Source organism: Kitasatospora albolonga (genome assembly GCA_002082585.1).
Taxonomy (GTDB): domain Bacteria; phylum Actinomycetota; class Actinomycetes; order Streptomycetales; family Streptomycetaceae; genus Streptomyces; species Streptomyces stephensoniae.
This window is the reverse complement of record CP020563.1, coordinates 196,716-223,072: the sequence shown is the minus strand read 5'-3', so window position 1 is coordinate 223,072 and position 26,357 is coordinate 196,716. Positions and strand designations below refer to the sequence as shown.

At 73.0% G+C, this 26,357-nt stretch carries 19 protein-coding genes and 2 riboswitches; of the genes, 8 read left to right on the top strand and 11 right to left on the bottom strand.

Going from position 1 to position 26,357, the window contains the following annotated elements:
* Positions 1 to 3: 3 nt before the first annotated feature.
* Both B7C62_00920 and B7C62_00915 read right to left on the bottom strand, forming a co-directional pair.
* Complete coding sequence (locus B7C62_00920) at positions 4 to 957, bottom strand: hypothetical protein (GenBank protein ID ARF70973.1); 954 nt, start codon at positions 955 to 957, stop codon at positions 4 to 6.
* Entirely contained in the window at positions 954 to 3,746 is a 2,793-nt protein-coding gene (locus B7C62_00915) for a peptidase (protein ARF76918.1), read from the bottom strand. The genes B7C62_00920 and B7C62_00915 overlap by 4 nt, the downstream gene beginning before the upstream one ends.
* A 141-nt stretch (positions 3,747 to 3,887) precedes the next feature.
* A riboswitch (cobalamin riboswitch) is annotated at positions 3,888 to 3,958 on the bottom strand.
* Positions 3,959 to 4,108: 150 nt separating this feature from the next.
* Positions 4,109 to 4,188: riboswitch (cobalamin riboswitch) on the top strand.
* A 121-nt stretch (positions 4,189 to 4,309) separates the two neighbouring features.
* Between B7C62_00915 and B7C62_00910 the strand changes: the two genes are divergently transcribed.
* Positions 4,310 to 5,728 carry a hypothetical protein gene (locus tag B7C62_00910; protein ID ARF70972.1) on the top strand — a complete coding sequence of 473 codons (1,419 nt, stop codon included), beginning with the start codon at positions 4,310 to 4,312 and terminating at the stop codon, positions 5,726 to 5,728.
* Positions 5,729 to 5,760: 32 nt separating this feature from the next.
* On the opposite strand, the gene B7C62_00905 is transcribed toward B7C62_00910, so the two are convergent.
* Positions 5,761 to 7,257, bottom strand: coding sequence for a Cro/Cl family transcriptional regulator (locus tag B7C62_00905; protein ID ARF76917.1), 1,497 nt, complete (start codon positions 7,255 to 7,257; stop codon positions 5,761 to 5,763).
* Between the two features lie 373 nt (positions 7,258 to 7,630).
* Between B7C62_00905 and B7C62_00900 the strand changes: the two genes are divergently transcribed.
* The 5 genes from B7C62_00900 (at position 7,631) to B7C62_00880 (ending at position 14,600) form a co-directional block, all read left to right on the top strand.
* The gene (locus B7C62_00900; protein ARF70971.1) at positions 7,631 to 8,911 is read left to right on the top strand and encodes an isocitrate lyase; all 1,281 of its coding nucleotides are present in this window, start codon (positions 7,631 to 7,633) and stop codon (positions 8,909 to 8,911) included.
* An 86-nt stretch (positions 8,912 to 8,997) separates the two neighbouring features.
* The gene (locus tag B7C62_00895) at positions 8,998 to 10,590 is read left to right on the top strand and encodes a malate synthase A (GenBank protein ARF70970.1); all 1,593 of its coding nucleotides are present in this window, start codon (positions 8,998 to 9,000) and stop codon (positions 10,588 to 10,590) included.
* On the top strand, positions 10,587 to 11,456 hold the full coding sequence (locus tag B7C62_00890) for a 3-hydroxybutyryl-CoA dehydrogenase (protein ID ARF70969.1): 870 nt from the start codon (positions 10,587 to 10,589) through the stop codon (positions 11,454 to 11,456). The genes B7C62_00895 and B7C62_00890 overlap by 4 nt, the downstream gene beginning before the upstream one ends.
* 243 nt (positions 11,457 to 11,699) lie before the next feature.
* Positions 11,700 to 12,770 carry a chitinase gene (locus B7C62_00885; GenBank protein ARF70968.1) on the top strand — a complete coding sequence of 357 codons (1,071 nt, stop codon included), beginning with the start codon at positions 11,700 to 11,702 and terminating at the stop codon, positions 12,768 to 12,770.
* 186 nt (positions 12,771 to 12,956) lie between these two features.
* Positions 12,957 to 14,600 carry a phosphoglucomutase, alpha-D-glucose phosphate-specific gene (locus B7C62_00880; GenBank protein ID ARF70967.1) on the top strand — a complete coding sequence of 548 codons (1,644 nt, stop codon included), beginning with the start codon at positions 12,957 to 12,959 and terminating at the stop codon, positions 14,598 to 14,600.
* Between the two features lie 106 nt (positions 14,601 to 14,706).
* Here the strand turns inward: B7C62_00880 and B7C62_00875 are convergent, their stop codons facing one another.
* The 6 genes from B7C62_00875 to B7C62_00850 form a co-directional block, all read right to left on the bottom strand.
* Positions 14,707 to 15,876 carry a transcription termination factor Rho gene (locus tag B7C62_00875; GenBank protein ID ARF76916.1) on the bottom strand — a complete coding sequence of 390 codons (1,170 nt, stop codon included), beginning with the start codon at positions 15,874 to 15,876 and terminating at the stop codon, positions 14,707 to 14,709.
* Between the two features lie 317 nt (positions 15,877 to 16,193).
* The gene (locus tag B7C62_00870; GenBank protein ID ARF70966.1) at positions 16,194 to 16,433 is read right to left on the bottom strand and encodes an isochorismatase; all 240 of its coding nucleotides are present in this window, start codon (positions 16,431 to 16,433) and stop codon (positions 16,194 to 16,196) included.
* Entirely contained in the window at positions 16,430 to 17,062 is a 633-nt protein-coding gene (locus B7C62_00865; protein ARF70965.1) for an isochorismatase, read from the bottom strand. Before B7C62_00865 ends, B7C62_00870 begins: the two co-directional genes overlap by 4 nt.
* 47 nt (positions 17,063 to 17,109) lie before the next feature.
* Entirely contained in the window at positions 17,110 to 18,735 is a 1,626-nt protein-coding gene (locus B7C62_00860; GenBank protein ARF70964.1) for a (2,3-dihydroxybenzoyl)adenylate synthase, read from the bottom strand.
* Positions 18,732 to 19,937: an isochorismate synthase gene (locus tag B7C62_00855; protein ID ARF70963.1), complete on the bottom strand. Its 1,206-nt coding sequence runs from the start codon at positions 19,935 to 19,937 to the stop codon at positions 18,732 to 18,734. Before B7C62_00855 ends, B7C62_00860 begins: the two co-directional genes overlap by 4 nt.
* Before the next feature lie 93 nt (positions 19,938 to 20,030).
* Positions 20,031 to 20,861, bottom strand: a complete 831-nt coding sequence (locus B7C62_00850; protein ARF70962.1) for a 2,3-dihydro-2,3-dihydroxybenzoate dehydrogenase — start codon at positions 20,859 to 20,861, stop codon at positions 20,031 to 20,033.
* Positions 20,862 to 20,963: 102 nt separating this feature from the next.
* Between B7C62_00850 and B7C62_00845 the strand changes: the two genes are divergently transcribed.
* Positions 20,964 to 23,303 carry a Fe3+-hydroxamate ABC transporter permease FhuB gene (locus tag B7C62_00845; protein ARF70961.1) on the top strand — a complete coding sequence of 780 codons (2,340 nt, stop codon included), beginning with the start codon at positions 20,964 to 20,966 and terminating at the stop codon, positions 23,301 to 23,303.
* A 14-nt stretch (positions 23,304 to 23,317) separates the two neighbouring features.
* Positions 23,318 to 24,580: an enterochelin esterase gene (locus B7C62_00840; GenBank protein ARF70960.1), complete on the top strand. Its 1,263-nt coding sequence runs from the start codon at positions 23,318 to 23,320 to the stop codon at positions 24,578 to 24,580.
* Positions 24,581 to 24,695: 115 nt separating this feature from the next.
* Here the strand turns inward: B7C62_00840 and B7C62_00835 are convergent, their stop codons facing one another.
* Both B7C62_00835 and B7C62_00830 read right to left on the bottom strand, forming a co-directional pair.
* The gene (locus B7C62_00835) at positions 24,696 to 26,159 is read right to left on the bottom strand and encodes an MFS transporter (protein ARF70959.1); all 1,464 of its coding nucleotides are present in this window, start codon (positions 26,157 to 26,159) and stop codon (positions 24,696 to 24,698) included.
* On the bottom strand, positions 26,156 to 26,353 hold the full coding sequence (locus tag B7C62_00830; GenBank protein ARF70958.1) for an MbtH family protein: 198 nt from the start codon (positions 26,351 to 26,353) through the stop codon (positions 26,156 to 26,158). Before B7C62_00830 ends, B7C62_00835 begins: the two co-directional genes overlap by 4 nt.
* Between the last annotated feature and the right edge of the window lie 4 nt (positions 26,354 to 26,357).

Sequence of the window (26,357 nt, the reverse complement as noted above, 5' to 3'; positions counted from 1 at the left end):
GCGCTACTCCGCACGGCGGCGGCGCTTCGCGGCGAACACGGCCGCGCCGCCGATCACCGCTACCAGAGCGGCCGTCGCCGCGACGGGCAGCAGCGAGCCGGAGTCGTGCTCCGCGTCCGCCGCCGGAGCGGCGTCCACCACCTTCGCCGGGGCCTCCGGCGCCGCCACCGCATCACCCGGCGTCTCCGACACGGAGGCGCTGGGGGAGGGGGACGGGGACGCGGAAGGGGACGGGGAGGGGGAAGCCGAGGGGGAAGGAGACGCCGAGGGGGACGCCGTGACCGTCTTCACCGGGGCGGCGGGGGGCGGCGGCGGGGCCTGCTCGCCCCCGCCCGGCGGCTGGGCCGTCCGTACGGGGTCGGGCTGCGGCTTCGGTTTCGGCGCGGGCGCCGGATCGCCGCCCACGGGGCGGGTGTTGTGCGCGCGCAGCTGGTCCGGGGTGACCGTCGGCCGCCCCTTCGTGCCCTCGATGTTCGTCCCGCCGAAGATCCACAGGTCCACGCTGCCCGGCCTGGGCTTGTAGCTCATGGCCCCGAGCTGGCTGTACTCCCAGGTGTTCTCCCCGGGATCGGCGTGCCAGTACGACCAGTAGGCGGAGGCGGGCGGGGTGAGGACGCAGCTCTCCTGCTGGGGCGTCGGGTACTGCTTGCCGCCCTGGTGGCCGCTGTAGCCGATCCGGCAGATGAACGCCGGCCCGTCGTGCCCGGTGCCGGTGGTCCGCCAGCCGCCCTGGTTGAGGAGCTCGTAGCCCGTGGTCGGCGTCGTACCGCAGGAGCGGTAGACGGGACCGCCCCAGTGACTGAAGTCGACGGCCAGGACGACGCCCGAGGAGGTCGTGCACTTCCCGATCGGCTGCGGGGCCGCGCCCGCCGGGGCGGCGGGCGCGACAACGGCGGCGCCCGCCAGCCCGATGACGGCCAGGGCGTGGCCGACGGTCCGGCGGAGGCGCGGCCTCACAGCTCACCGCCCGGGGCCGTACGCCGGTTGCGGGCGGCCACGACCGTGCCCCAGCCCGCGAGGACCAGCACGGCGGCGGCTGCCGCGAGGCCGAGCGCCTGCGAGCCGGTGGACGCGAGGTTGCCCCCTGAACCGCCGGAGCCCCCGGACCCGTCGGTGTTCACGATGCCCGGTCCGCCCGCCGAGCCCGCGCTGTCCCCGGGCGTGACGATCACCGGGGCGGAGGCGGAGGAGGACGGCACCGGATTGGGCACCGTACCCTCCAGGCTGCGGGTCAGCGTGCCGAACGAGATCCCCGTGGCACCGCCCACCGCCTGCGTGGAGGCGCGCAGGTCGGAGCCCTGCTGGCCGCCCTTGGCCACGTTGAAGCCGCCGTCCGCGTTCTGCTGCGAGGCGAGGAACTTGCCAGCCTTCGTGATCTGCTTGCCGTACTTCTCGGCGTCCAGGGAGAGGCCCTGCACGGCGAGCGCCGCGGAGTTCACCGAGTTGCCCGCCGCGCCCGGGAAGCCGCCGTCCTTGAGCTGCTGCGAGGCGATCCAGGCCAGGGCCTTGTCCACGGCCGCCGTGTGCGTGCCGCCGGGGACCAGGTCCAGGGCCATCACCGCCATCGCGGTGGAGTCGACGTCCGCGTCACCCGTCGGCGGGACCAGGCTCGGCCAGGCACCCGACGAGGTGTCCTGGAGCCCGGCCAGATAGGCGACCGGGGCCTTCGCCGCGCTCTCCTCGCCCGCCCGCAGCTGGGCGATGACGCCGAGGGACTGGCCGAAGACGGACATCGCGTAGGCGTAGGCGCCCTTGTCGGCGCAGCTGCGGTCCGGCTGGGGGCTCTTCTCCGCGCAGACCGCGTCGGCCAGACCCGCGATCAGATCCTTGCCGCCGAAGTCGCGCGGGTCGCGGTCGACGACCTGGGCGAGCACCGCCGCCTTGCCCATCGCGCCGCCCAGGGCGTGGTCCGTGCCGACGTTGGTCCAGTCGTGCACCGTACGGGCTTCGCGGTCCTTGCCGCCCTTGTCCAGGAAGTCCACGACCGTGCGCAGCGCGTTGTTGTCGTGCCCCGTCGCGGCCAGGGCGAAGGCGCCGTCGACGGTGAGGCCGAAGTCGGCCCGGGTGGTGGAGCCGGGCGCCCCGTAGTAGCGGCCCTGGAGGAGGTTGGCGGGGCGGGTGAGGTAGGCGACGCCCTTCTTGAGGTCCGGGCCGTCACCGGCCGGGGGCTTCGTGGGCGGGGTGGTGGTGGGCGGAGGGGTCGGGGTGGGGGAGGGCGACGGCGGCTGGGTCGGCTCGGTCACCTTCGTGGTCAGGGTGACCAGGTCCGTGCCGGCGCCCGCCAGCACGGAGGGGGCCGTCGGGTAGAGGGCGCCGTCGGTGGAGCTCTCGTCGAACCCGAAACCGCCGTCGTCGAGCTGCACCTGCGACAGCCACCAGACGGCCGCGTCGGCCCGGCGGGTCTCACCGAGCGCGCGCAGCGCCTGCGCCGCGTAGGCGGTGGCTGTGACGGAGCCGGTGGTGTCGTGGTTGGACGAGGGGAACGCGCCGCTCGTGAGCTGCGCCTTCTTCAGGTACGCGAGCGTCTTGGCGACGACGGCGTCGTGGCCGCCCGCCTTGTGCAGCACCAGGGCGACGAGACCGGTGGTCGCCGGGTCGCCGTCGCAGTTCTCGCCGGGGCCGATGAGGATGTAGCTCACCGAGCCGTCCTGGCAGACCAGCCGGGTCAGCCGGGTCACCGTCTCGGCGGGCGGCACGATCCCGCCGCGCAGCAGCGCCAGCACGGCCAGCGCCTGTCCGTCGCCGTAGGAGGCGTTCTTGAAGTCGCCCTTCGCCGAGCAGCCCGGGCCGGGCCCCTCCTGGCAGACGTTCGCCACCAGGTCGCCGAGCAGGTCGTGCCCGCCGAAGTCGCGCGGGTCGCCCTCGGTGCTCGACGCGACCAGGGCCAGCCGCGCGGCGGCCGTGGCGTCGGGTGCCTCCTCGGAGCCCGCCGCGTAGGCGTACTCACCGGCGCCCGAGGCGAGACGGGCCACCACCTTGTCCAGGGCCGGGCTCCGGCCGCCCGCCGCGGCGAGCGCGTACACGGCCTCGGTGGTGAGGAAGTAGTTCGGGGTCTCGGAGCCCTCGTCCACCACATGGGTGCCGTCGTGCAGCTGCTTCGCCACCCAGCGGCCGGCGGCCCGTACGTCGATCTCCCCGTCCGGGACGTCCGGCTCCTCGGGCGGCGTCGGCTTGACGCCTCCGCCCGCGCGGACGTCGTCGGGGGTGAAGGTGGGGCGGCCGGTGGAGCCGCCGATGTCCGTGCCGCCGAACACCCACGCGTCCACGTCCCCCGGCTTGGGCTGGCGGCTCATCGCGCCGAGTGGGCTGTAGGACCAGTCCTCCTGGCCGGGCGAGGCGATCCAGTACGACCAGTAGGCGGTGGCCTGCGGGGTCAGGATGCACTTCTCGGTCTTCGGAGTCGGGTACTGCGTACCGGAGTTGAAGGCGGCGTTGCCGATGCGGCAGATGAAGCCGGGGCCGTCGTGCTGGGTGCCCTCGGTGGTGAACCCGCCGTCGCGCAGGAGCTCGTACCCGGTGGTCGGGGTGGTGTCGCAGCCGCGCACCACACCCCCGCCGAACGGCCCGAAGTCGACCGCCACGATGGCGCCCACGGTGGGCGTGCACTGCTCGATGGGGTCGGCGGACGCCGGAGGGGCGCCGGTGACGAAGGCCACGGTCGCGGCGAACGTCACCGCTGCCGCCGAGAACAGGGAGAGGAGTCTCTTCCCCGCTGTACGCCGGTCCTGTTGCTGTGCGGTCCCCACCACGGCCCCTCGTGTCGTCCGGGCGGGCCATGCGTGGCAGACCGCTCCCCGGGACGCGGCCGTGAAGGGGCCGCCCGCGGGGAGCTGTTCGAACCACGCCGTAGTCCGCGACGGCGCTTCTCGCTGGAATTCCTGGCCCCAGGCATTCCGGCTCGCCCGTACGGTGACGGGCCCACGGTTGCGGGTCAGCGCCGGACTTCGACCGGCTTCCCCTGGGGCTGAGTGCTTATCAGGCGGATTGGAACACGCTCTCGAAGAGACCGTCAAGGTGGTTTCCGTCTCCTCGCCTCCGCGCCTCCCGCGCGCCCCCGGCCGTCCCTGGCGCGCCCCTGCCGCCTCGGGTAGCGTCCTGGCCTGCCACGAGGGGGAACCCGGTGCGAATCCGGGGCTGACGCGCAGCGGTGTGGGGACGGCAGGGGGCCGCTCCCGAGCCCGAATGCCCTGCTGGCAGCTGTACCAGCGAAGCCGTACCCACGCGTTCGGGCGTCGGCCACCCACCTCTGCCCCGTGTGCGGACGCGGGGGCGGGCGGTGCCGTGCGCCCCTCACTCCAGGAGCAGGCACATGCCCCGTTCTGTCACCTCCCGTACGTCCCGTCGCATCGCCCTCGTGGTGCCCGCCGCCCTGGGGGCCTTCGTCCTCACGGCGCTGCCCGCCGCCGCGACCTCCACCCCCGCCCAGATCGCCACCTCGAAGACCAACGGGGTGGCCTACCTCAAGTCCCTCCAGGCCGCCGACGGTTCGTACGCGGGCTCCGGGCTCTCCAACGAGTGGGCCTTCAGCGCGTTCGCCGCCGCCGGGACGGCCGCCGTGGACGTGACGCCCGGCGGCGACACCACGAAGAACGCGCGCACCGTCTACCGCAACCTGCTGGCCACCCCCGGCTGGCCCTCCGCCACCCCCGTCGTCACCGACTTCGAGCGCGGCACGCTCAACGCGTACGCCGCCGGGATCGACCCGGCCCGGGTCTCCGCCTCCCGCAACCTGATCGCCGACATCTACGGCTACTGGCAGAACGCCGAGGCCGGCTACTTCGGCCCGTCCGCCAACTACAACGGCACGGTCTTCGCCGCACTCGCGCTGGGCGGCGCCAGAACCCAGGCGGGCGGCCAGCGCGTACCGCAGGCGCTCGTCGACAAGATCGTCGCCCGGGTCCGGGCCAACCAGCACAACGACGGCGGCTGGGCCTACAGCAAGGCCGAGGGCAACCCGACCGAGCTCAACAAGCCGGGCGACATCGACATGACGGGCGCCTCGATGGCCGCGCTCTGCGTCTCCGGCGTTCCCAACACCGACCCCGACATCGTGCAGGCCAAGGCGTTCCTCAAGAGCAAGCTGGTCAACGCCACCGGCGCCTTCAACGCCATGTACGGCTTCAACACCAGCTCCAACGGCTGGGCCGTCTCCGGCCTCAACGCCTGCGGGATCAACCCGCAGACCGGCGACTTCCTCACCCCGATGAACAAGACCCCGATCGACTTCCTGATCGCCCACCAGTTCAACCCCGGCGGCGGCTTCAAGTACCAGCCCTCGGACACCTCCCCGTCCGCCTACTCCTCCACCGACGCCCTGCGCGCCGTCGCGGGCGGCGGCTTCACCGCCGCCCCGCCCACCCCGGTCACCTCCGGCGCGCCCCAGTGGGTCGCGGCGAGCGGATTCACCTCCGGTACGGCGACGAAGCTGGCGCTCACCGTGGACGACGGGACCGGCACCCTGAAGGTCTGCAACGTGGCCTTCACCCCCACCGGCACCACGACCGACCTCGGCACCGTCCTGGCCGCCGCGTCGACCGCCTCCACCCCGGCCGGGTGCGTCACCTCCGTGGTCCCCTCCTCCGGGACGGGCACCATCACCTCCGTCAACGGCAAGGCCAACGCCGGTTCGGCGACCTGGAAGGTGTCGACCGACGGCTCGGCCTTCGCCGGGGCCACCCGCAACAAGGTGATCAACGTGGGCGACACGATCGCCCTGCGCTACTCCTGACCGGAGCCGGTGAAGGGGGGCGGCCACCGCGCCTACGCGGGCGGCGCCCCCTTCACCGGGTACGGCACGAACGTGCTGCTGTTCTCGTCGATGGCCAGCGGCTGCCCCAGCGGCGGCACCGCCCGCTGCGGGCAGTCCAGCCGCTCGCAGATCCGGCACCCCATCCCGATCGGGGTGGCGGCCGAGGCGTTGTCCAGGTCGAGCCCGTCGGAGTAGACGAGCCGCCCCGCGTGCCGGATCTCGCAGCCGAGCCCGATCGCGAACGTCTTGCCGGGCTCGCCCCAGCCGCCCCGGTGGCGCGTCACCGCCCGCGCGGTCCACAGATAGCGCTGCCCGTCGGGCATGGCCGCGATCTGTACGTGGATACGGCCGGGGGCGGCGAACGCCTCGTACACGTTCCACAGCGGGCAGGTGCCGCCCGCGCGGGAGAAGTGGAACCCGGTCGCGGACTGCCGCTTCGACATGTTCCCGGCCCGGTCGACCCGGACGAAGGAGAACGGCACCCCGCGCAGCCGGGGCCGCTGGAGCGTGGAGAGCCGGTGGCAGACCGTCTCGTAACCGAGCCCGAAGTGGTCGGTGAGGCGCTCGATGTCGTACCGGACCTCCTCCGCCGCCGTGTGGAAGGCGCGGTACGGGAGGATCAGCGCGCCCGCGACGTAGTTGGCGACCCCGATCCGGGCCAGCGGCCAGACCGCGGACCCCTCGTCGTAGTCCTCCGACGCCAGCCGCGAGATCTCCCCGCCGTACTCCAGCAGCGCCAGCTGGGTGGCCATCCGGAACGCCTGCTGCCCGGGCCGGAGTCGGCTGGAGAGATACAGCACCCGCGCGTCCCGGTCGAAGTGGTGCAGCCGGCCGGTGTCCGTGCCCCCGCGGCCCTCGTCACCCGGCTGCCGGGCCGGACGGCGGCCCCCCGGCGCGCCCCCGGCCCCGCCCCGCCGGTCGTCGGCGGTGGCCAGCCGGATGCCGTGCCGCTCGCCGAGCCGGGCCGACAGCGCCCGTACGACCTCACCGGGGCGCACCCCGATCTCCGCCGCCAGTTCCTCCGCCGCCAGGTCCGCCTCGTGCAGATAGTTCTGCCGCCGGTAGAAGAACTCGCGGATCTCCTCGTGCGGCGAGCGCGGCAGCTCGGGTCCGCCGCCGCCCCGCAGCTCGGCGGCCTCCGCGAGCCGTCCGGCCAGCTCCTGGTTGCGCCGCCCCAGGTCCAGCAGCACGTTCGCGACGCCCGGCAGCCGGGAGACCAGCTCGGACAGCTCGGCGGCCGAGACGCGCGCCGCGCCGACCTCGTCCGCGAGCGCCTCGCGCAGATCCGCCAGCACCCGGGTGGTGTCCCGCTCCGAGAAGAAGCCGGGGTCCACCCCGAACGCCTCGGTCAGCCGGAGCAGCACCGGCACGGTGAGGGGGCGCGAATCGTGCTCCATCTGGTTCAGATAGCTCGGCGAGATCGCCAGCATCCGGGCCAGCTCCGCCTGGCTCAGCCCGCGCTCCTCGCGCAGCCTGCGCAGCCGCGCGCCCGCGTAGGTCTTGCTCATGCCGGAGCCTTTCGAGCCGTGGTCCACATGTCGGCAACATTAGCCGCGATACGACCCCCGGGTGCCTTCGCAACCTTGGCAAAGTGCACGGAAAGATTCGCAGAACTTGGCATGCGTCCCCGGTTGATGGCACTCAGTGCCACTGCCAGAGTTGTTCCAGCGGCCCACCGGACACCGGCTCCGGGCCGGGGTACCGAGCACGATTTCACGCCCTGACGTCGTACTCCTCGGGAATCCGGACCGGTCCGCCGGGCGCATTGCTTACCGTTCCACCTCGGAGGTCCGGTGGGCCGCACCCAGAAGGCGCGTCACTCAGTGACGCGGACTTCGCACCGTTCACACGATCGACCCACACGACTTCGGGAGTAACGCCATGGCGCAGGCAAGGACGACGGCGGAAGAGCTGGCGCGGCGGTGGGCGAGCGACCCCCGCTGGAAGGGCATCGAGCGCACCTACAGCGCCGAGGACGTGGTCCGGCTCTCCGGCAGCGTCCGCGAAGAGCACACCCTCGCCCGGCGCGGCGCCGAGCGGCTCTGGCGCCAGCTCCACGAGCAGGACTACATCCACGCCCTCGGCGCGCTGACCGGCGGCCAGGCCGTCCAGCAGGTCAAGGCCGGGCTCCAGGCCATCTACCTCTCCGGCTGGCAGGTCGCCGCCGACGCCAACCTGGCCGGTCACACCTACCCCGACCAGAGCCTCTACCCGGCCAACTCGGTGCCGAGCGTGGTCCGCCGGATCAACAACGCCCTGCTGCGCGCCGACCAGATCGCCACCGCCGAGGACGCCGGTGACACCACCGACTACCTGGCCCCGATCGTCGCCGACGCCGAGGCGGGCTTCGGCGGCCCGCTCAACGCCTTCGAGCTCACCAAGGCGATGATCGAGGCCGGTGCGGCAGGCATCCACTACGAGGACCAGCTCGCCTCCGAGAAGAAGTGCGGCCACCTCGGCGGCAAGGTCCTCGTCCCCACTGCCCAGCATGTGCGCACCCTCAACGCGGCCCGCCTCGCCGCCGACATCGCGGACGTCCCGACCCTGATCGTGGCCCGCACCGACGCACTCGCCGCCAACCTCATCACCAGCGACGTGGACGAGCGCGACGCGCAGTTCATCACGGGTGAGCGGACCGCCGAAGGCTTCTACCGCGTCCAGAACGGCATGGCCCCGGTCATCTCGCGCGGCCTCGCCTACGCCCCGTACGCCGACCTCATCTGGGTCGAGACCGGCACCCCGGACCTCGCCCAGGCCCGCGAGTTCGCCGAGGCGATCCACGCCGAGCACCCGGACCAGATGCTCGCGTACAACTGCTCGCCCTCCTTCAACTGGCGGGCGGCGCTGGACGACGACCAGATCGCCAAGTTCCAGCGGGAGCTGGGCGCGATGGGCTACCGCTTCCAGTTCATCACCCTGGCCGGGTTCCACTCCCTCAACCACGCGATGTTCGACCTGGCGCGCGGCTACGCCGAGCAGGGCATGACCGCCTACGTCGACCTCCAGGAGCGGGAGTTCGCCGCCCAGGCGCAGGGCTTCACCGCCGTCAAGCACCAGCGCGAGGTCGGCACCGGCTACTTCGACCAGGTCTCCACCGCCATCAACCCCGCCTCCTCGACCACGGCACTGACCGGGTCGACGGAGGAGGAGCAGTTCCACTAGAAGTCCCGGCCGGTCGCGGGGGGTCCACCGCCCCCGCGACCGGGACCCGATCCCGTCCCCGCCCACACCCCGCTGAGGAGACCCGCATGACCACCCTTGTCACGACCGGCCGCGTCCAGGTCCTCGGCATACCGGGGGACCGCCACGACGAGGTCCTCACCCCCGAGGCCCTCGACTTCATCGCCCGGCTCGACGCGGCCTTCGCCGCCCGCCGCTTCGACCTGCTCACCGAGCGCCGCCGCCGCTCCTCGCTCCTGCGCGGCGGCACCCCGCTCGACTTCTCCCGCGCCACCAAGTCGATCCGCACCGACCCCGACTGGCAGGTCGCCCGCCCCGCCCCCGGCCTCACCGACCGGCGGGTGGAGATCACCGGACCGCCCGAGCGGCGCATGGCCGTCAACGCCCTCAACTCCGGCGCCCAGGTGTGGATGGCCGACTTCGAGGACGCCACCTCGCCCACCTGGGAGAACATCGTCCAGGGCCAGCTGACCCTGATCGACGCCATCGACCGCCGTATCGACTTCACCGCCGACAACGGCAAGGAGTACCGGCTCACCGACCGGCCCGCCACCATCATGGTCCGGCCGCGCGGCTGGCACCTCACCGAGAAGCACCTCGTCATCGACGACCGGCCCGTCCCGGCCGCCCTTGTCGACTTCGGCCTCTACTTCTTCCACTGCGCCCGCCGCCAGATCGACGCGGGCAGCGGACCGTACTTCTACCTCCCCAAGCTGGAGAACCGGTACGAGGCCCGCCTCTGGAACGACGTGTTCCTGCTGGCCCAGGACCTGCTGGACATCCCCCGGGGCACCATCCGCGCCACCGTCCTCATCGAGACGATCACCGCCGCGTTCGAGATGGAGGAGATCCTCTACGAGCTGCGCGAACACAGCGCGGGCCTCAACGCGGGCCGCTGGGACTACCTCTTCAGCCTGATCAAGAACTTCGCGCACCGCCCCGACTTCGTCCTCCCCGACCGGTCGACGGTCACCATGACCGCCCCCTTCCTGCGCGCCTACACCGAACTCCTGGTCCGCACCTGCCACAAGCGCGGCGCCCACGCCATCGGCGGCATGGCCGCCCAGATCCCCGGCGGCTCCCCGGAGGCCGTGCAAGCGGCGCTGGCCAAGGTCCGGCTCGACAAGGAGCGCGAGGCGGAGGACGGCTTCGACGGCTCCTGGGTCGCCCACCCCGGCCTCGTCCCGGTCTGCCGGACCGTCTTCGACGGAGTCCTCGGCGACCGGCCGCACCAGCTGGAGCGCACCCGCGACGACGTCCACGTCACCGCCGAGGAGCTCGTCGCCGTCCGCCGCACCGCCGGGCGCCCGACCCCGGCCGGGGTGCGCGACAACATCGCCGTCACCCTGCGCTACTACGACGCCTGGCTGAACGGCCAGGGAGCCGTCGCCCTCAACGGCCTCATGGAGGACGCGGCCACCGCCGAGATCGCCCGGGTCCAGATCTGGCAGTGGCTCAAGCACAAGGCGGTGGACCGCGAGAGCGTGGAGCACCTCTTGGAGGAGGAGCTCGCCGCGCTCGGCGCCACCTACCCCTGGGCCCGCCTCGACCAGGTCCGCGACCTCTTCGAACGCACCGCCCTCGCCAAGGAGCTGCCCGCCTTCTTCACCACGGAGGCGTACGCCCGCCACCTCGTCGGCCGCCCGGTGGTCCAGGCATGAGCGCGCGCATCACGAAGGCCGGTGTCGTGGGCGGCGGCCAGATGGGCGCCGGGATCGCCGAGGTCTGCGCCCGCGCCGGAGTGCACACCATCGTCTGCGAGGCCGACGCCACCGCCGCCGACCGGGCCCGCGAGCGGGTCGCGGTCTCCCTGGAACGGGCGGTGCAGCGCGGCAAACTGGACCGGCTGTCCGCCGAGGACGCCCTCGGCAGGCTGGTCTTCACCGGCGACCTCGACGCCCTGGCCGACCGTCAGCTCGTGGTCGAGGCCGTGGTCGAGAACGCCGAGGCCAAGACGGAGGTCTTCACCGCCCTCGACAAGATCGTCGAGGACCCGGGGGCCATCCTGGCCACCAACACCTCCGCCATCCCCGTCATGCGCCTCGGCATGGCCACCCACCGCGCCGACCATGTGCTGGGCCTGCACTTCTTCAACCCGGTGCCCGTGCTGCCGCTGGTCGAGGTCGTCCCCTCCCTGCACACCGCGCCCGCCACGGTCGCGGCGGCCGAGGAGTTCGTCACCTCCGTGCTCGGCAAGACGGTGGTCCGCTCCCAGGACCGGTCCGGCTTCGTCGTCAACGCGCTGCTGATCCCGTACCTGCTCTCCGCGATCCGGATGGCCGAGTCGGGCTACGCGACCGCCGCCGACGTGGACGCCGGGATGGAGCTGGGCTGCGCCCACCCGATGGGCCCGCTCAAGCTCGCCGACCTGATCGGCCTGGATACGGTGGCCTCCATCGCCGCCTCGCTCTACGACGAGTTCAAGGAACCGCTCTACGCCCCGCCGCCGCTGCTCCAGCGCATGGTGGAGGCGGGGCTGCTCGGCCGGAAGACCGGCCGCGGGTTCCACACGTACGACCGGGGCTGAGGGGCCCGGGTCCGGGCCGCGGTTGAGGGACCGCGGCCGGTGCCGAGCGGGGTGCGGAGCAGTTGACTGTGCTGCTTCCCACCCCGCCGCGGTGTCTCCGGCCGATGCGCCGGTGGCTTGGTCCAGACCTCTTGACCGAAGGTCTGGACCATTCTACGGTTTGACAGGGTCACGACACTGGGCGGGTCGGGGCGAACCCTTCGCGCCGTCGGCGGCCGACCCGGGCAGGAAGGACTACGGACCATGGGCCGTACCTCACGACTGCTGGGCCTCGGCCTGGCCGCGGCGCTCGCCGTACCGATGCTGATCGGAGCCGTACCGCCGAAGACCGCGGAGGCTCCCCCAAGGGCTGCCGCCGACACCTGCGCGGTCAAGTCGAAGCCCGCGGGCAAGGTGCTCCAGGGCTACTGGGAGAACTGGGACGGCGCCGCCAACGGCGTGCACCCGCCGCTCGGCTGGATACCGATCACGGATTCCCGTATCACCCAGCACGGCTACAACGTCGTCAACGCGGCCTTCCCCGTCATCCGCTCCGACGGCACCGTCCTGTGGGAAGACGGCATGGACAACACCGTCAAGGTCGCCACCCCGGCGGAGATGTGTCAGGCCAAGGCCGCCGGGCTCACCCTCCTCCTGTCCATCGGCGGTGCGACCGCCGGGATCGACCTCAGCTCCAGCACGGTCGCCGACCGGTTCGTCGCGACCGTCGTCCCGATCCTGAAGAAGTACAACTTCGACGGCATCGACATCGACATCGAGACCGGCCTCGTCGGCACCGGCAACATCAACCAGCTCTCCCCGTCGCAGGCCAACCTCATCCGGATCATCGACGGCGTCCTCGCCGCGATGCCGCCGAACTTCGGTCTGACGATGGCTCCCGAGACGGCGTACGTCACCGGCGGCAGCGTGGTCTACGGCTCGATCTGGGGCGCGTACCTCCCCGTCATCAAGAAGTACGCCGACAACGGCCGGCTCTGGTGGCTGAACATGCAGTACTACAACGGCAGCATGTACGGCTGCTCCGGCGACTCCTACTCCGCCGGTACGGTCGCGGGCTTCGTGGCCCAGACGGACTGCCTGAACCGGGGGCTCGTCATCCAGGGCACCACCATCAAGGTCCCCTACGACCGGCAGGTCCCGGGCCTGCCCGCCCAGATCGGCGCGGGCGGCGGCCACATGTCCCCCTCGCTGGTCTCCCAGGCATGGAACCACTACAACGGCTCCCTCAAGGGGCTGATGACCTGGTCCCTGAACTGGGACGGCTCCAGGGGCTGGACCTTCGGCGACAACGTGAAGGCTCTTCAGGGCCGCTGAGCCGCTCCTTCCGTGCCCCCGGTGCCGCTCCGGCCCCGGGGGCACGGGACGAGGAAGGCGTGAACCGGTCACGCACCGATGCGGGCGAGGCGTCAGAATCGGGTACGGAACGGGGTGATCGTCCGCCCCGGGACGGCGGCCCGTTCCCCCGGGCCGGTGATGACCGAAGACGCAAGAGGAGACCCGATGGTGCACGCACGGGCCGGGCAGCCGGCGCAGTCAGCGGACCTGGTCGACGTGGCACGGCTGGTGACGGCCTATTACGCCCGCCACCCCGATCCGGCCGACCCCGCCCAGCGTGTGGCCTTCGGCACCTCGGGCCACCGCGGCTCCGCGTTCGCCGCCGCGTTCAACGACGACCACATCGCCGCCACCACCCAGGCGATCTGCGACTACCGGACCCGGCAGGGCACCGACGGCCCGCTCTTCCTCGGCGCCGACACCCACGCCCTGTCCGAGCCCGCCCGGACCACCGCCCTGGAGGTCCTCGCCGCCAACGGGGCCACCGTCCTGATCGACAGCGACGACGGCTACACCCCGACGCCCGCGCTCTCGCACGCCATCCTCACGTACAACCAGGGGCGCACCGAGCACCTGGCCGACGGCATCGTGGTCACCCCGTCGCACAACCCGCCCGCCGACGGCGGCTTCAAGTACAACCCTCCCAACGGAGGCCCGGCCGCCTCCGACGCCACCTCCTGGATTCAGGACCGGGCCAACGCCCTGATCGAGGCGGGGCTCGACGGGGTCCGCCGCATCCCGTATACGCGTGCGCTGGCCGCCGACACCACCGGCCGCTACGACTTCCTGACCACGTACGTCGACGACCTGCCCGCCGTCCTCGACCTGGACGCCGTACGGGAGGCGGGCATCCGGATCGGCGCCGACCCGCTCGGCGGCGCCTCCGTCGCGTACTGGGGGCGGATCGCGGAGCGCCACCGGCTCGACCTCACCGTGGTCAACCCGCTCGCCGACCCCACCTGGCGGTTCATGACGCTGGACTGGGACGGCAAGATCCGCATGGACTGCTCGTCCCCGCACGCCATGGCCTCGCTCATCGAGCGGCGCGACGCGTACACCATCGCCACCGGCAACGACGCCGACGCCGACCGGCACGGCATCGTCACCCCCGACGGCGGCCTGATGAACCCCAACCACTACCTGGCCACCGCCATCGACTACCTCTACACCCACCGCGAGGGCTGGCCCGCCGGAACCGGCATCGGCAAGACGCTGGTCTCCTCCTCGATGATCGACCGCGTCGCCCACGACCTCGGCCGCCCCCTGGTGGAGGTCCCGGTCGGCTTCAAGTGGTTCGTGGACGGGCTGTACGACGGCAGCCTCGGCTTCGGCGGCGAGGAGTCGGCCGGCGCTTCGTTCCTGCGCCGCGACGGCCGGGTCTGGACCACCGACAAGGACGGCATCCTGCTGGCCCTGCTCGCCTCCGAGATCACCGCCGTCACCGGCTCCACCCCCTCCCAGCACTACGACCGGCTCACCGCCCGCTTCGGCGACCCGGCGTACGCCCGCGTGGACGCGCCCGCCACCCGCGAGGAGAAGGCGGTCCTGGCCCGGCTCTCCCCGCAGCAGGTGAAGGCCGATACGCTCGCCGGGGAGCGCATCACCGCCGTCCTCACCGAGGCACCGGGCAACGGGGCGGCGATCGGCGGCCTCAAGGTCTGCACCGACAGCGCCTGGTTCGCCGCCCGCCCCTCGGGCACGGAGGACGTCTACAAGGTGTACGCGGAGAGCTTCCAGGGCCCCGACCACCTCGGCCGGGTCCAGGAGGAGGCACGCGCCCTGGTCTCGGAGGCCCTGGACGGCGCCTGATCCGGTACGCGGCCACCGTGCGGGGCCCGTTCGGCCAGGGCCTCCGCCTTGCAGCTGCACGCACCGGACCCCGCTCCTCGATCCGGCCTGATCCAAACGAAAGACCCTAGGCGCCCGGCACGGTGGGCTGCACCTGACGGAGGAACGCCGCGTTGTCCGGGGTGCGGCGGACCTTGTCCAGCAGCGTCTCCAGGGCGCCGTGCCCGTCCCGGGCGTGCAGGGCGCGGCGCAGCGCCCGTACGGTGGACAGCTCGGCGGCGCCCGTCAGCAGCTCCTCGCGGCGGGTGCCGGAACGGGCGATGTCGACGGCCGGGAAGACCCGCCGGTCCGCGAGCGAGCGGTCCAGGTGCAGTTCCATGTTGCCGGTTCCCTTCAGCTCCTCGTAGAAGAAGTTGTCGGCGCGGGAACCCGTCTCCACCAGGGCGGTCGCCAGGACGGTGAGCGAGCCGCCCTCCTCGGCGGCCCTGGCCGCGCCGAACAGCTTCTTGGGCCCGGCCAGGGACGCCGCGTCCACCCCGCCGCTCAGCGTGCGGCCGCCCCGCCCGGCCGCGTTGTTGTGGGCCCGGCACAGCCGGGTGAGGGAGTCCAGCAGGACCACCACGTCCCGGCCCTGCTCGACCAGGCGCTTCGCCCGCTCGACGGCCAGCCCGGCGAGGGCGATGTGCTCCTGGGCGGGCCGGTCGAAGGTGGAGGCGTACACCTCGCCGCGCACCGAGCGCCGCATGTCGGTGACCTCCTCGGGCCGTTCGTCCAGCAGGACCACCATCAGATGGCACTCCGGGTGGTTGGTGGCGACGGCGGCGGCGAGCTGCTGGAGCAGGACCGTCTTGCCGGTCCTGGGCGGTGCGACGATCAGCCCGCGCTGGCCCTTGCCGACGGGGGTGACCAGGTCGACGATCCGGAGCGCCGGACCGCCCTTCGGGGTCTCCAGCCGCAGCCGTTCGGCGGGGTGGACGGGGGTCAGGTCGCGGAAGTGGGCGCGGCCGGCGAGGGCCTGCGGCGCCAGGCCGTTGACCCGGTCGACGGAGGCGAGGACGCGGGGCCGCTCACAGCTCCCCTCGACGGCGTCGCCCGTGCGGAGGCCGTAGCGGCGCAGCAGCGCGGGGGAGACCTTGATGTCGTCGGGGGAGGGGTGGCCGCCCCGGACGCGGAGCAGGCCGTGGCCGCCCGGGACGGTGTCGAGGAGCCCTGCGGCCCGGACGGGACGGGGTTCGCGGACGGTGGGGTGTTCCAGTGTGGTGGTCATGGGAGGGGTCCTTTCGCGGACAGGGCGCATGAGGGACCGGCGTACGGCGGGCGGTGTCGTCACACCCGCACCGGTCGGGAGAAACGGCGCGGAGACGCCGATGAAGAAGCTGGATCGCCGGTCGGGAAAGGACGGGCGCAACAGCGATGGAGAGAGAAATGAAGAGAGGTTCAGTACCGACGCCCGACGATGGGGCATCCACAGGTACTCATCGCACTGTAGCACCGCGCGCCGGGGGCGCGGGGATCATGAGCGCGGGAATGGTGGAACATACGTGCGGGAACGGAGAGAGGGCGGTGCGGACCCGGTACCACCGGGTCCGCACCGCCCTCTGAAGAACTGCCTGCTCAGCCGGTCGCGCCGAGCAGCGGCGCCCACGCCTCCAGGGCCGGCTTCTCGGCGAGGTCGGCGAAGGCCACCTCGATCCCGTGGTCGCGGCGCCAGGCCGCCGCCAGGGCCATCAGGCGGACGGAGTCGAGCCCGTAGTCGACGAGGTTCTCGTCGAGCGGGATCTCCTCCGGCTCCTCGCCGAGGATGTCGGCGACATCGGCGCGCAGCTGTTCGAGCGTCAGGGCCACAGTGGTCACTTCCCTTCGAAGACGGCTCGGGCGGTGGTGACGACGGCGCACTTGCCGGCCGCCCAGCGCAGCGCCATCGCGTGGTCGTCGGCCGAGAAGTCCGCCACGGCGTCGGCCACCACGAACGCCTGGATGTCCTGCATCCAGGCGTCGCACGCGGTCATCAGGACCCCGATGTGGGCGTAGACGCCGGTGATGACGATCTGGTCGCGGCCCTGTTCGCGCAGCCGCTCCAGCAGATCGGTGCGGACGAAACCGCTGTACTTCCACTTGGTGATGACGGTGTCGCCCTCCTCGGGCGCCACCTCGTCCGCGATCGCCGCGAGGTGCTCGTCGGCGGGCAGACCGGGGCCCCAGAAGTCCTGCTGGAGCCCGCGCTCCTCGGCGCTCTGGCCGCCGGGCTGGGCGGTGTAGAGGACCGGGACGCCCAGGCGCGCCGCGTCCTTCTTCAACTCGGCCACATGGGAGAGGAGTTCGGGTACGGGGGCGGCCTCGCGGTCGTACGCCGTCAGGAAGTAGTTCTGCAGGTCGTGGACGATCAGCACCGCGCGCGCCGGGTCGACGGTCCAGTCGACCCGGTTGGCGGGCAGCTCGTCGGCGGCAGGCATGGGGTAGGGGGTGATGGCGGGCAGGGCCATGGTGGAGAGGGTTCCGTTCGAGAGGTGCGGGGTGTGCGGGGGAGACGTCAGAGGGAGGCGGTGCGGGCGGCGGCGTCGCGCAGGTCCTTCTTGGAGACCTTGCCCACCCCCGTCTGCGGGAACGCGTCCACGAACTCGACCCGGTCCGGCACCTTGTAGGCGGCCAGGCCCCGTTCGCGTACGAACCTTTTGACGGCCACGGCCTTCAGCGGACCGGCACCCGGGCGCAGGATCACGTACGCGCAGACGCGTTCGCCCAGATACGGGTCCGGTTCGGCCACCACGTTGGCGTCGTGGACGGCCGGGTGGGCGAGGATGTGGTTCTCCACCTCCTCGGCGGCGACCTTCTCACCGCCCCGGTTGATCTGGTCCTTGGCGCGCCCCTCCACCACGATGTGCCCGGTCTCCGTGACCCGGACGACATCGCCCGTGCGGTAGAAGCCGTCCTCGGTGAACGAACGGGCGTTGTGCTCGGGGGCGTTCCAGTAGCCGCGGATGGTGTACGGGCCCCGGGTCAGCAGGTGGCCCGTAGCGCCCGGCGCCACCTCCCGGTCCTCGTCGTCGACGACCAGGATCTCGTCGTCCGGCGAGATGGGCCGCCCCTGCGTGGTGACGACGGTCTCCACCGGGTCGTCCAGCCGTGTGTAGTTGACCAGCCCCTCGGCCATCCCGAAGACCTGCTGGAGCGTGCAGCCGAGCGCGGGGCGCACCCGGCGGGCCGCCTCCTCGCTGAACTTGGCGCCGCCCACGAGCAGGACGTCCAGGCTGCTGAGGTCGTGCGCGCTGCCGGGCGCCGCCTCGGTCCACAGCAGGGCCAGCGGCGGCACCAGGCCGGTGATGGTCACGCCCTCGCGCTCGATCAGCGGGAAGGCCACCTCGGGCGAGGGCTGCGGGCAGAGCACCACGCGCCCTCCGGCGTACAGCGTGCCGAGCGAACCGGGGGAGGAGAGCGGGAAGTTGTGGGCGGCGGGCAGCACGACCAGGTAGACGCTGTTCTCGTCGACCCCGCAGATCTCGTTGGAGCCCCACAGCGAGTAGATGTAGTCGTCGTGGGTGCGCGGGATCAGTTTCGGTACGCCGGTGCTGCCGCCGGAGAGCTGGAGGAAGGCCAGGTCGTCCGGGCGCGGCCCGCCGTAGCCGACCGGTTCCCCGGCCACCTCGGCCAGCGCCTCGAAGTCACCCGGGTCGCCCTGGGCGACGAACACGTGCTTCAGCGTGGGCACGTGGGCGCGGGTCCTGGCCGCGAGCTCCCGGTAGTCGTAGCCGCCGTGCTCGGCCGCGATGATGTACGCGGTGGCCTCGGTGAACTCGCAGAAGTAGGCGATCTCGGTCTCGCGGTGGGCGGGCAGCGCGAAGACGGGCAGCGCGCCGATCCGGAACAGCGCGAAGATCACCTCGAAGAACTCGGCGATGTTGGGGAGCTGCACCACCACCTTGTCGTTCTTGGCGATGCCCCGGGCGAGGAAGCCCGCCGCCAGCCGGTCGGCCCGCCGGTCGAGATCGGCGTAGGTCCACCGGCTCCCGGCCACCGGGTCGACGATCGCGATCCGGTCCGGGTGCTCCTCGGCGCGCTGCCGCAGCATCTCGCCGAAGGTCTCCCCGCGCCACCACCCGGCCGCCCGGTACTTCTCGGCGAACTCGGCGGGCCAGGTCGGCGCCGCTTGCGTACTCACAGCTCGGCTCCCACGGCGCTCAGGAAGGTGCGGAACTTGGCCGCGGTCTCGGCGGTCTCCGCCTCGGGCTCGGAGGCGGCCACGATGCCCGCTCCGGCGTAGAGGCGCAGCGTACGCTCCTCGGCCTCGGCGCAGCGGATCGTGACGACCCATTCGCCGTCGCCGTCGGCGTTCCCCCAGCCGACGACACCGGTGAAGAAGCCGCGGTCGAACGGCTCGGTCTCCGCGATGATCTGACGGGCCGTCTGCGTCGGCGTACCGCACACGGCGGGCGTCGGGTGCAGCGCGGTCGCCAGCTCCAGCGCCGAGGTGTCGGGGGAGGCGAGGGTGCCGGTCACCGTGGTGGACAGGTGCCACATGGTGGCGGTGCGGATCAGTGTCGGCCGGGGCGGGACGGTCAGCTCGGTGCAGTGCGGGGCGAGCGCCTGGTGGACGGCGTCCACGACGACGGCGTGCTCGTGCAGGTCCTTGACGGACTCCAGGAGCGTCGCGGCCCGGCGGACGTCCTCGGCGAGGTCCTCGCTGCGCGGGGTCGACCCGGCGAGCGGGTTGGCGACGACCTGCTTGCCCCGGCGGGAGACGAGCAGTTCGGGGCTGGCGCCGATCAGGGTGCGGTCCGGCCCGGTCGGCAGGGCGAAGGTGTAGCCGGAGGGGTCGCGACGGGCCAGCCGCTGGAGCATCGCGGGCAGGTCGAGCGGGGCGCCGGAGGTGAGCTCCAGGGTGCGGGCCAGCACCACCTTGCTGAACTCGCCGCGCCACATCCGGGCCACGGCGGAGGCGACGCCCGCCCCGTACACCTCGGGCTCGGGGACCGGCCGTATCCGCCAGTCCGTGGCGGCGGAGAGGGCGGCGGGCAGTGCGATGAGCGGGTCGGAGGCGAGCGGCGGGGCGGTGCGCACCGAGGCCGGGACGGTGAGCGCGGAGGGCGCCGTGTGGTCGAAGGGGATGGCGCCGATCACGACGGGCGCTTCCTGACCGGCGGCGACGGCCTCGGCCAGGGTGGCTTCCACCCGCCGGGTCAGCGGTCTCTCGTCGTGCGGCACCTGGCGTGCCGCTCCGCGTGCGAGCAGGGTGCGTTCGGGCGTGGCGAGGAAGTGGTCGCCCGGTGTGTAGGCGTCCAGGAGCGAGGTGGCCGCTCCTACGGAGGGGTGGGCCGGATCGGCCGGGGATACGTGCGTGGCGACCTGGGATGCCGTCGACACGGGCACTCCATTCTTGATGGTCCCGTCAGCGGGTGCGGGGGGCTGGATGGGAGGGGTGAAGTGGTACGGGGGTGACGTGTGCGGGGCCGCCGGTCAGCGCAGGGTCGCGCCGCCGTCGACGTACAGCTCCTGGAGCGTGATGTGGCGGGCGCGGTCCGAGGCGAGGAACGCCACCGCGTCGGCGATGTCGGCGGGTTCGGCGATCCGGCCCAGCGGGATGCCGGTGCGGTACGTCGGCAGGTCCCCGTCGATCACGCGCTGTTCGGCGCCCGGGTCGGTCCACAGCGCGCGCTGCATCGCGGTGTCGGTGGAGCCGGGGGCGACGACGTTGCAGCGTACGCCGCTGCGGGCGAGTTCGAGACCCAGACACTTGGTGAACATGGCGGCGGCGGCCTTGGAGGCGGCGTAGGCGGCCATGCCGGTGCGCGGGATGCCTGCGGCGTTGGAGCCGACCGTGACGATGCAGCCGCTCCCTCGGGCCGCCATGAGCGGGGCGAGCGCCTGCGAGACCTGGAAGACGCCGGTGGCGTTCACCGCGAAGGTGTCCGCCCAGTCCTGCGCGGAGAGCGTGGCCGCCGGGCCGGTGCGCAGGATGCCCGCGACGTTCACCAGTACGTCCACCGGCCCGAGTTGGTCCTCGACACGGGCCACGGTGTTCTCCACCGAGACCCGGTCGGTGACGTCCATCACATACGGTTCCAGACAGCCCGCCGAGCGCTCGCCCGCGGGCAGTTTCCCCTGCCGCCGGGGCCAGTCGGCGGCCAGCGCCTCGATGGTGTGCCCGGCCCGGTCGGTGGCCGCCACCTGCGCGCCCAGATCGGCGAGCAGCTCGGCGACAGCGGCTCCGATGCCTTGTCCGGCCCCGGTCACCAGGGCCGTTCGGCCCTCGAACTCGCCGCTTCTGCCCGGTATGTGCTCAGGCATGAACAAACCTCCCCCTGGGTGTTAGGTAAGGGTAACCTAAATCGATTCGACCGCCCAGAAGGGTGTCGAGCTGTCCATATACGGTTAGGTTAGCCTCACCTTATGCATACGCCGCACACGGGGACCACGGCCTCGGCTCCCGAACAAGACTCTTCGACCGCCCAGTTGGACGGAGGGGAGAAGGACCAGGGGGTGGCGACACCGCCCGCCGGAGCCGGGAAATCCGCTTCGGGACCCGACTCCGGACCCGGTACGGGAGAGAATCCCGGCAAGGCGGCGGGGGCACCCTCCACCGGCCGCCGTACCGTGGCGCTCGCCGTCGCCGGTCTCACCGCCGCCGTCCTGCTGCTGAGCGGCCTCTCCCTCGCGATCGGCGCGGGCGAGGTCGGCGTCGGCGGGGTCCTCGACTATCTGCTCAACCGGGACGGGGCCCGCGACAACGCCCGCCTCGCCCTGGTCGTCGGCGACCTGCGCCTCCCGCGCACCCTCACCGCGCTGCTCGTCGGCGCGGCCCTCGGCGTCGCCGGCTGCCTGCTTCAGGCGGTCACCCGCAACCCGCTCGCCGAGACCGGTCTCCTCGGTGTCAACGCGGGCGCCTCGCTCGGCGTCGTCGCCGGTATCGCGCTCCTCGGCTTCGATTCCGGTTACGCCTACCTGGTCTGCGCGTTCGTCGGCGCGGTGGTCGCCAGCGGTCTGGTCCTCCTCATATCAGGGCGGCGCGGCGGCGGCTCCCCCATGCGGCTCGTCCTCGCCGGAGCGGCGCTCGGCGCCACCTTCGGCGGGCTCACCAGCGTCATCGTCGTCAACTCCGCCGAGACCTACGACCGGTTCCGCTTCTGGGTCCTCGGCTCCCTCGCCGGAGTCGAGGGCTTCGGCGAACTGGGCCGCCTGGCCCCCGTCCTCGCCGTCGGCTTCCTCGTCGCCCTGCTGGTCGCCCGCCCGCTCTCCGCGCTCGCGCTCGGCGACGACCTGGCCCGCAGCCTCGGCCACCGCCCGCCCGTCATCCGTACGGTCGTCGCCATCGGCGTCACCCTCCTCACGGCCTCCGCCGTCGCGCTCGCCGGGCCCATCTCCTTCCTCGGCCTCCTCGCCGGATTCCTCGCCCGGGCCATCGCGGGCACCCGGCTGGCCGCCCGCCTCCTGCTCGCCGGACTCATCGGCGCCTGCGTCCTGGCCGTCTCCGACGTCGCCGCCCGCGTGGTCTCCCGCCCCTTCGAGGCGCCCGTCTCCGTGATCGTGGCCCTCATCGGCGCCCCCGTCCTCATCGCCATCGTCCGCTCCAAGCAGCTGGCCTCGATGGGCATGACGGAACCGGCCACCGAGGAGCGCGCCCCCGACCGCCCCCGCCGCTTCCGGATCACCCTGCCGCGCCCCAAGTCCCGTAAGCCCAAGGCCGTCCGGGTCCGCCCGCCCGACACCCTCGTCGTGCGCCGGGGCCCCCTCTCCCTGCTGGTCACCCGGCGCGCGGCCCTCGCCGCCGTCGCGCTGGCCGCCGCCCTCCTGGCCGCCGTCGTCCTCTCCGCCTACGCGGGCCAGAGCGACATGGGCGTCGCCCGCACCTTCCGCGCGGTCCTCGGCCAGGGCGACCGCTTCGACGTCCTGCTCGTCCAGAACTTCCGCCTCGGCCGCATCGTCGCCGGACTCACGGCGGGCGCCGCGCTCGGCCTCGCGGGCTGCCTCACCCAGACCCTGGCCCGCAACCGCCTCGCCACCCCCGAACTCCTCGGCGTCAACGACGGGGCCACCGCCGCCGTCCTGCTCTCCGTCACCCTCAGCGCCTCCGGCACGTTCGGCGCCTGGTGGGCCGGGCCGATCGGCGCCCTGGTCGCCGTCATCGTCGTCACCACCGTCTCCGGCGGCCTCGGCCAGCGCGGCTACCGGGTCCTCGTCGTCGGCCTCGCGATGTCCGCCCTGGCCTCCGCCATCACCCAGGTCGTCCTCTCCCGCCGCTCGCTGAGCTCCGCCAGCTCGCTGTACGTGTGGACCTCCGGCAGCCTCAACGGACGCAGCTACTCCGTCGCCGTACCCGTCCTCATCGGCCTCGCGGTCCTCGTCCCCGCCGCCCTCGTCGTCGCCCGCCACCTGGGCGTCCTGCGCTTCGACGACGCCACCGCCTCCTCGCTGGGCTCCGCCCCCGGCCGGGTCCGCACCCTCGCCCTCCTCCTGGCCGTCGGCCTCGCCGGGCTCGCGGTCGGCATCTGCGGCCCGGTCGGCTTCGTCGCGCTCGCCGCACCCGTCATCGCCTCCCGGCTCGCCGGACCCCTGCGGGTCCCGCTCGTCGGCTCGATGCTCACCGGGGCCGTCCTCGTCGTCGTCGCCGACACCCTCGGCCGGATCGTCTTCGACGGCGTCGAACTCCCCGTCGGCATCGTCACCACCGTCCTCGGCGGCCCGTTCCTCCTCTGGGTCCTCCTCGGCCGCTCCGCCGCCACCCGCGTCTGAAAGGCGGCCCGCACATGACCCACCACCCGCCCACCCCCGCCGGACCGACCACAACCGAGGTGACCGCCGTGCGAAGCCCCCTGCTCCGTACGCTCCTTGAAGACATACGCGCGGGCAAGCCCGACGCCGAGGAGGCGTTCTGGGGTCACGTTTCCGAGACCGGCGCCCCGCTCGTGGAACCCGACCCCGAGGGCGACCCCGCCCACCGGCTGGTCACCTTTGTCCGCCGCGAGGACCCCGAGCGCCCCGCCACCCATGTCCTGGCCCTGGTCCACACGGTCACCGACAAGGACCGGTACGCCGGGAACCTCGCCCCGCACCTGATGGAACGCGTCGAGGGCACCGGGGTCTGGGCCATCAGCCACCGGCTGCGCGCCGACCACCGCGCCTCCTACCAGTTCCACGCCACCGACGGCACCCGCGAGGACGCCCTGCGCGCCGACCGGCCCTCCTGGCGCCGCGTCCTCGACCACGCGGAGCCCGACCCGCTCAACACCGGGGCCCCGCTGCCCTCCCGCGACGGCCGCAACCCCGCCTCCGTACTCGAACTCCCCGAAGCCCCCGACCAGTCGCGCGTCCACCGCCGGGACGACGTGGAGCGGGGCCGGACGCTCGAAGCTGAGCTGGACGGCCGCCGGGTCATGGTCCACCTCCCGCCGGGCCACCGCCCGGACGGCGGCCCGTACGCGCTCGCCCTCCTCATGGACGGCGAGATGTGGGGGCCGGTCCTCGGCGTCGGCGACATCTTCGACAACCTGCACGCGGACGGCGAACTCCCGCCCACCGTGGCGGTCCTGATCGACACCATGGGCCGGCGCATGGACGACCTCGCGTGCAGCGCCCCGTTCGTGGACTGGCTCGCCGACACCCTGGTGCCCTGGGCGACGCGGGAGTACGGGGCCGGGGCGGACGCCGCACGGACCGTCGTCGCCGGACAGAGCGCGGGCGGCCTCACCGCCGCCTTCGCCGCCTTCCGGCGCTCCGACCGCTTCGGCCTCGCGCTCTCCCAGTCCGGCTCCTTCTGGTGGCCCGACGACGAGCGCGGCGGCGAATGGCTCACCGGCCAGTACGCCTGGGCCGAGCGCAGGCCCGTCACCCTCCACCTGGAGGTGGGCCACCAGGAGTGGATGCTGCTGGCGGAGAACCGCAGGTTCCGCAACATCCTGCGGGCGCGCGGCTACGACGTGCGTTACCGGGAGTTCAACGGCGGCCACGACTACGCCTGCTGGCGCGGCGGCCTGGCGGACGGCCTGGTGTCCCTGCTCGGCGGGCGCTGAGCCCGCCCCGTAACAACCGCTCCGCGAACGACGGGAAGGGGCGGGACGGCATCCTCTCCGGATGCCGTCCCGCCCCTTCTCCGTGCGCTCTCAGCCCTTGCGGGCCCCGTGGCCCTCAGCCCTTGACGGCCGGAGCCCCGTCCGCCGCCAGGCCCTCACCCGGCGGCGGCGCCTCCTCGTCGTCGAAGGGCGGCGGCTGCGGGGCCTCGCGCGGCAGCCGCAGCGCCATCACCGCCCCGAGCGCGACGAGCGCGGCCGTCACCCATACCGCCGTGCGGTACGGGCCCGGGTCGGCGGCGGCCTCCGTCACATGGCCGCCCCCGATCACCGCCGCGCAGACGGCGATGCCCAGGGCACCGCCGAGCGTGCGGACGATCTGGAACAGGCCCATCGCCTGCCCCATGTCGGCGGGCCCGATCGACTCGAACCCGGAGATCTGCACGGTGAGGACCGCCGTACCGAGCACCAGACCGATCAGGAACATCAGCCCGCGCACGCTCCACGCGTTCTCCGCCACGCCCGGGATCGCGAGCGTCGCGAAGACGGCCGCGGCGACCAGCAGCGCCGGTACGGTCAGCAGCCGGGGGCCGAGCCGGGGGAGCAGCCGGTCCACCACCTGCGAGGCCAGCATCAGCCCGACCGCCTCCGGGAAGACGCTCAGCCCGGCGTCCAGCGCCGAGGCGCCCAGGCTCGCCTGGTAGAGCAGCGGGAAGACGAACAGCACGCCCATCAGCCCGGCCGCCGTCACCCCGGCGAGCGCCGAGGCCGACCCGTACACCCGGTCCGCGAGCAGCCGCAGCTTCAGCAACGGCGTCCTCGCCCGCACCTGGTGGAGGACGGCCGCCACCAGCAGGACGGAGCCCAGGGCCGCGCTGACCGCGACGGCGGGCCGGGTCCAGCCCTGGGACGGGCCGAAGCCGAGCGCGTACGTCAGCAGCCCCAGCGCCGGAGTGGCCAGCCAGAAGCCGACCGTGTCGAACTTCCCCTCGGGGCCCTCGACATGCTCGCGCAGACCGAAGAGACCCAGCAGGATCGCCGCCGTACCGATCGGCACGTTCACGAAGAACAGCCAGTGCCAGGAGAGGTGTTCGGTGAGCAGCCCGCCCAGCGGCGGACCCAGCGCGGGCATCAGGGCCGTCGGCACGATCAGCACCTTGGCCAGCTTCATCCGCTCGTGCGGCGGGAACGCCCGGAACAGCAGCGTCATCCCGACCGGCGTCAACAGCCCACCGGCCAGGCCCTGTACGGCCCTGGCGACCACGAGCGTGTTGAGGTCGGGCGCCAGACCGCAGACCGCCGAGGCGATCGTGAACGCGGTCAGCGCGCCGAGGAACACCCGCTTGGTCCCGAACCGGTCGCCCAGCCACCCCGCCACCGGCAGTCCCACCGCGAGCGCGACCAGGAAGGCCGTCTCGACGGTGTTGGCGGCCGACAGGGGGCGGCCGAAGTCGCCCGCGATCGTGTAGAGCGCCGGGTTCACGATCGTCGAGTCCAGGCCGTTCATGCACATCGCGGCCGTGTAGACGAGGACGACGGCGACCCGGGGACGTATCCGGGGCCGGATCAGCAGCCCGCTCACCGGGCGGCGAGGGGGCCGGACCAGTGGGCGCCGATCCAGTCCAGCGCCTCCTGGCGGGCGCACGGACCGTGCGCCGTCGACCACCCGGCGGGCACCGCCGCGAAGAGCGGCCAGAGCGAGTGCTGCCCCTCGTCGTTGGTCAGGACGAGGAACTCCCCGTCCGCGTCGAAGGGGTTGGCGGGTGCGTCACTCATCGGT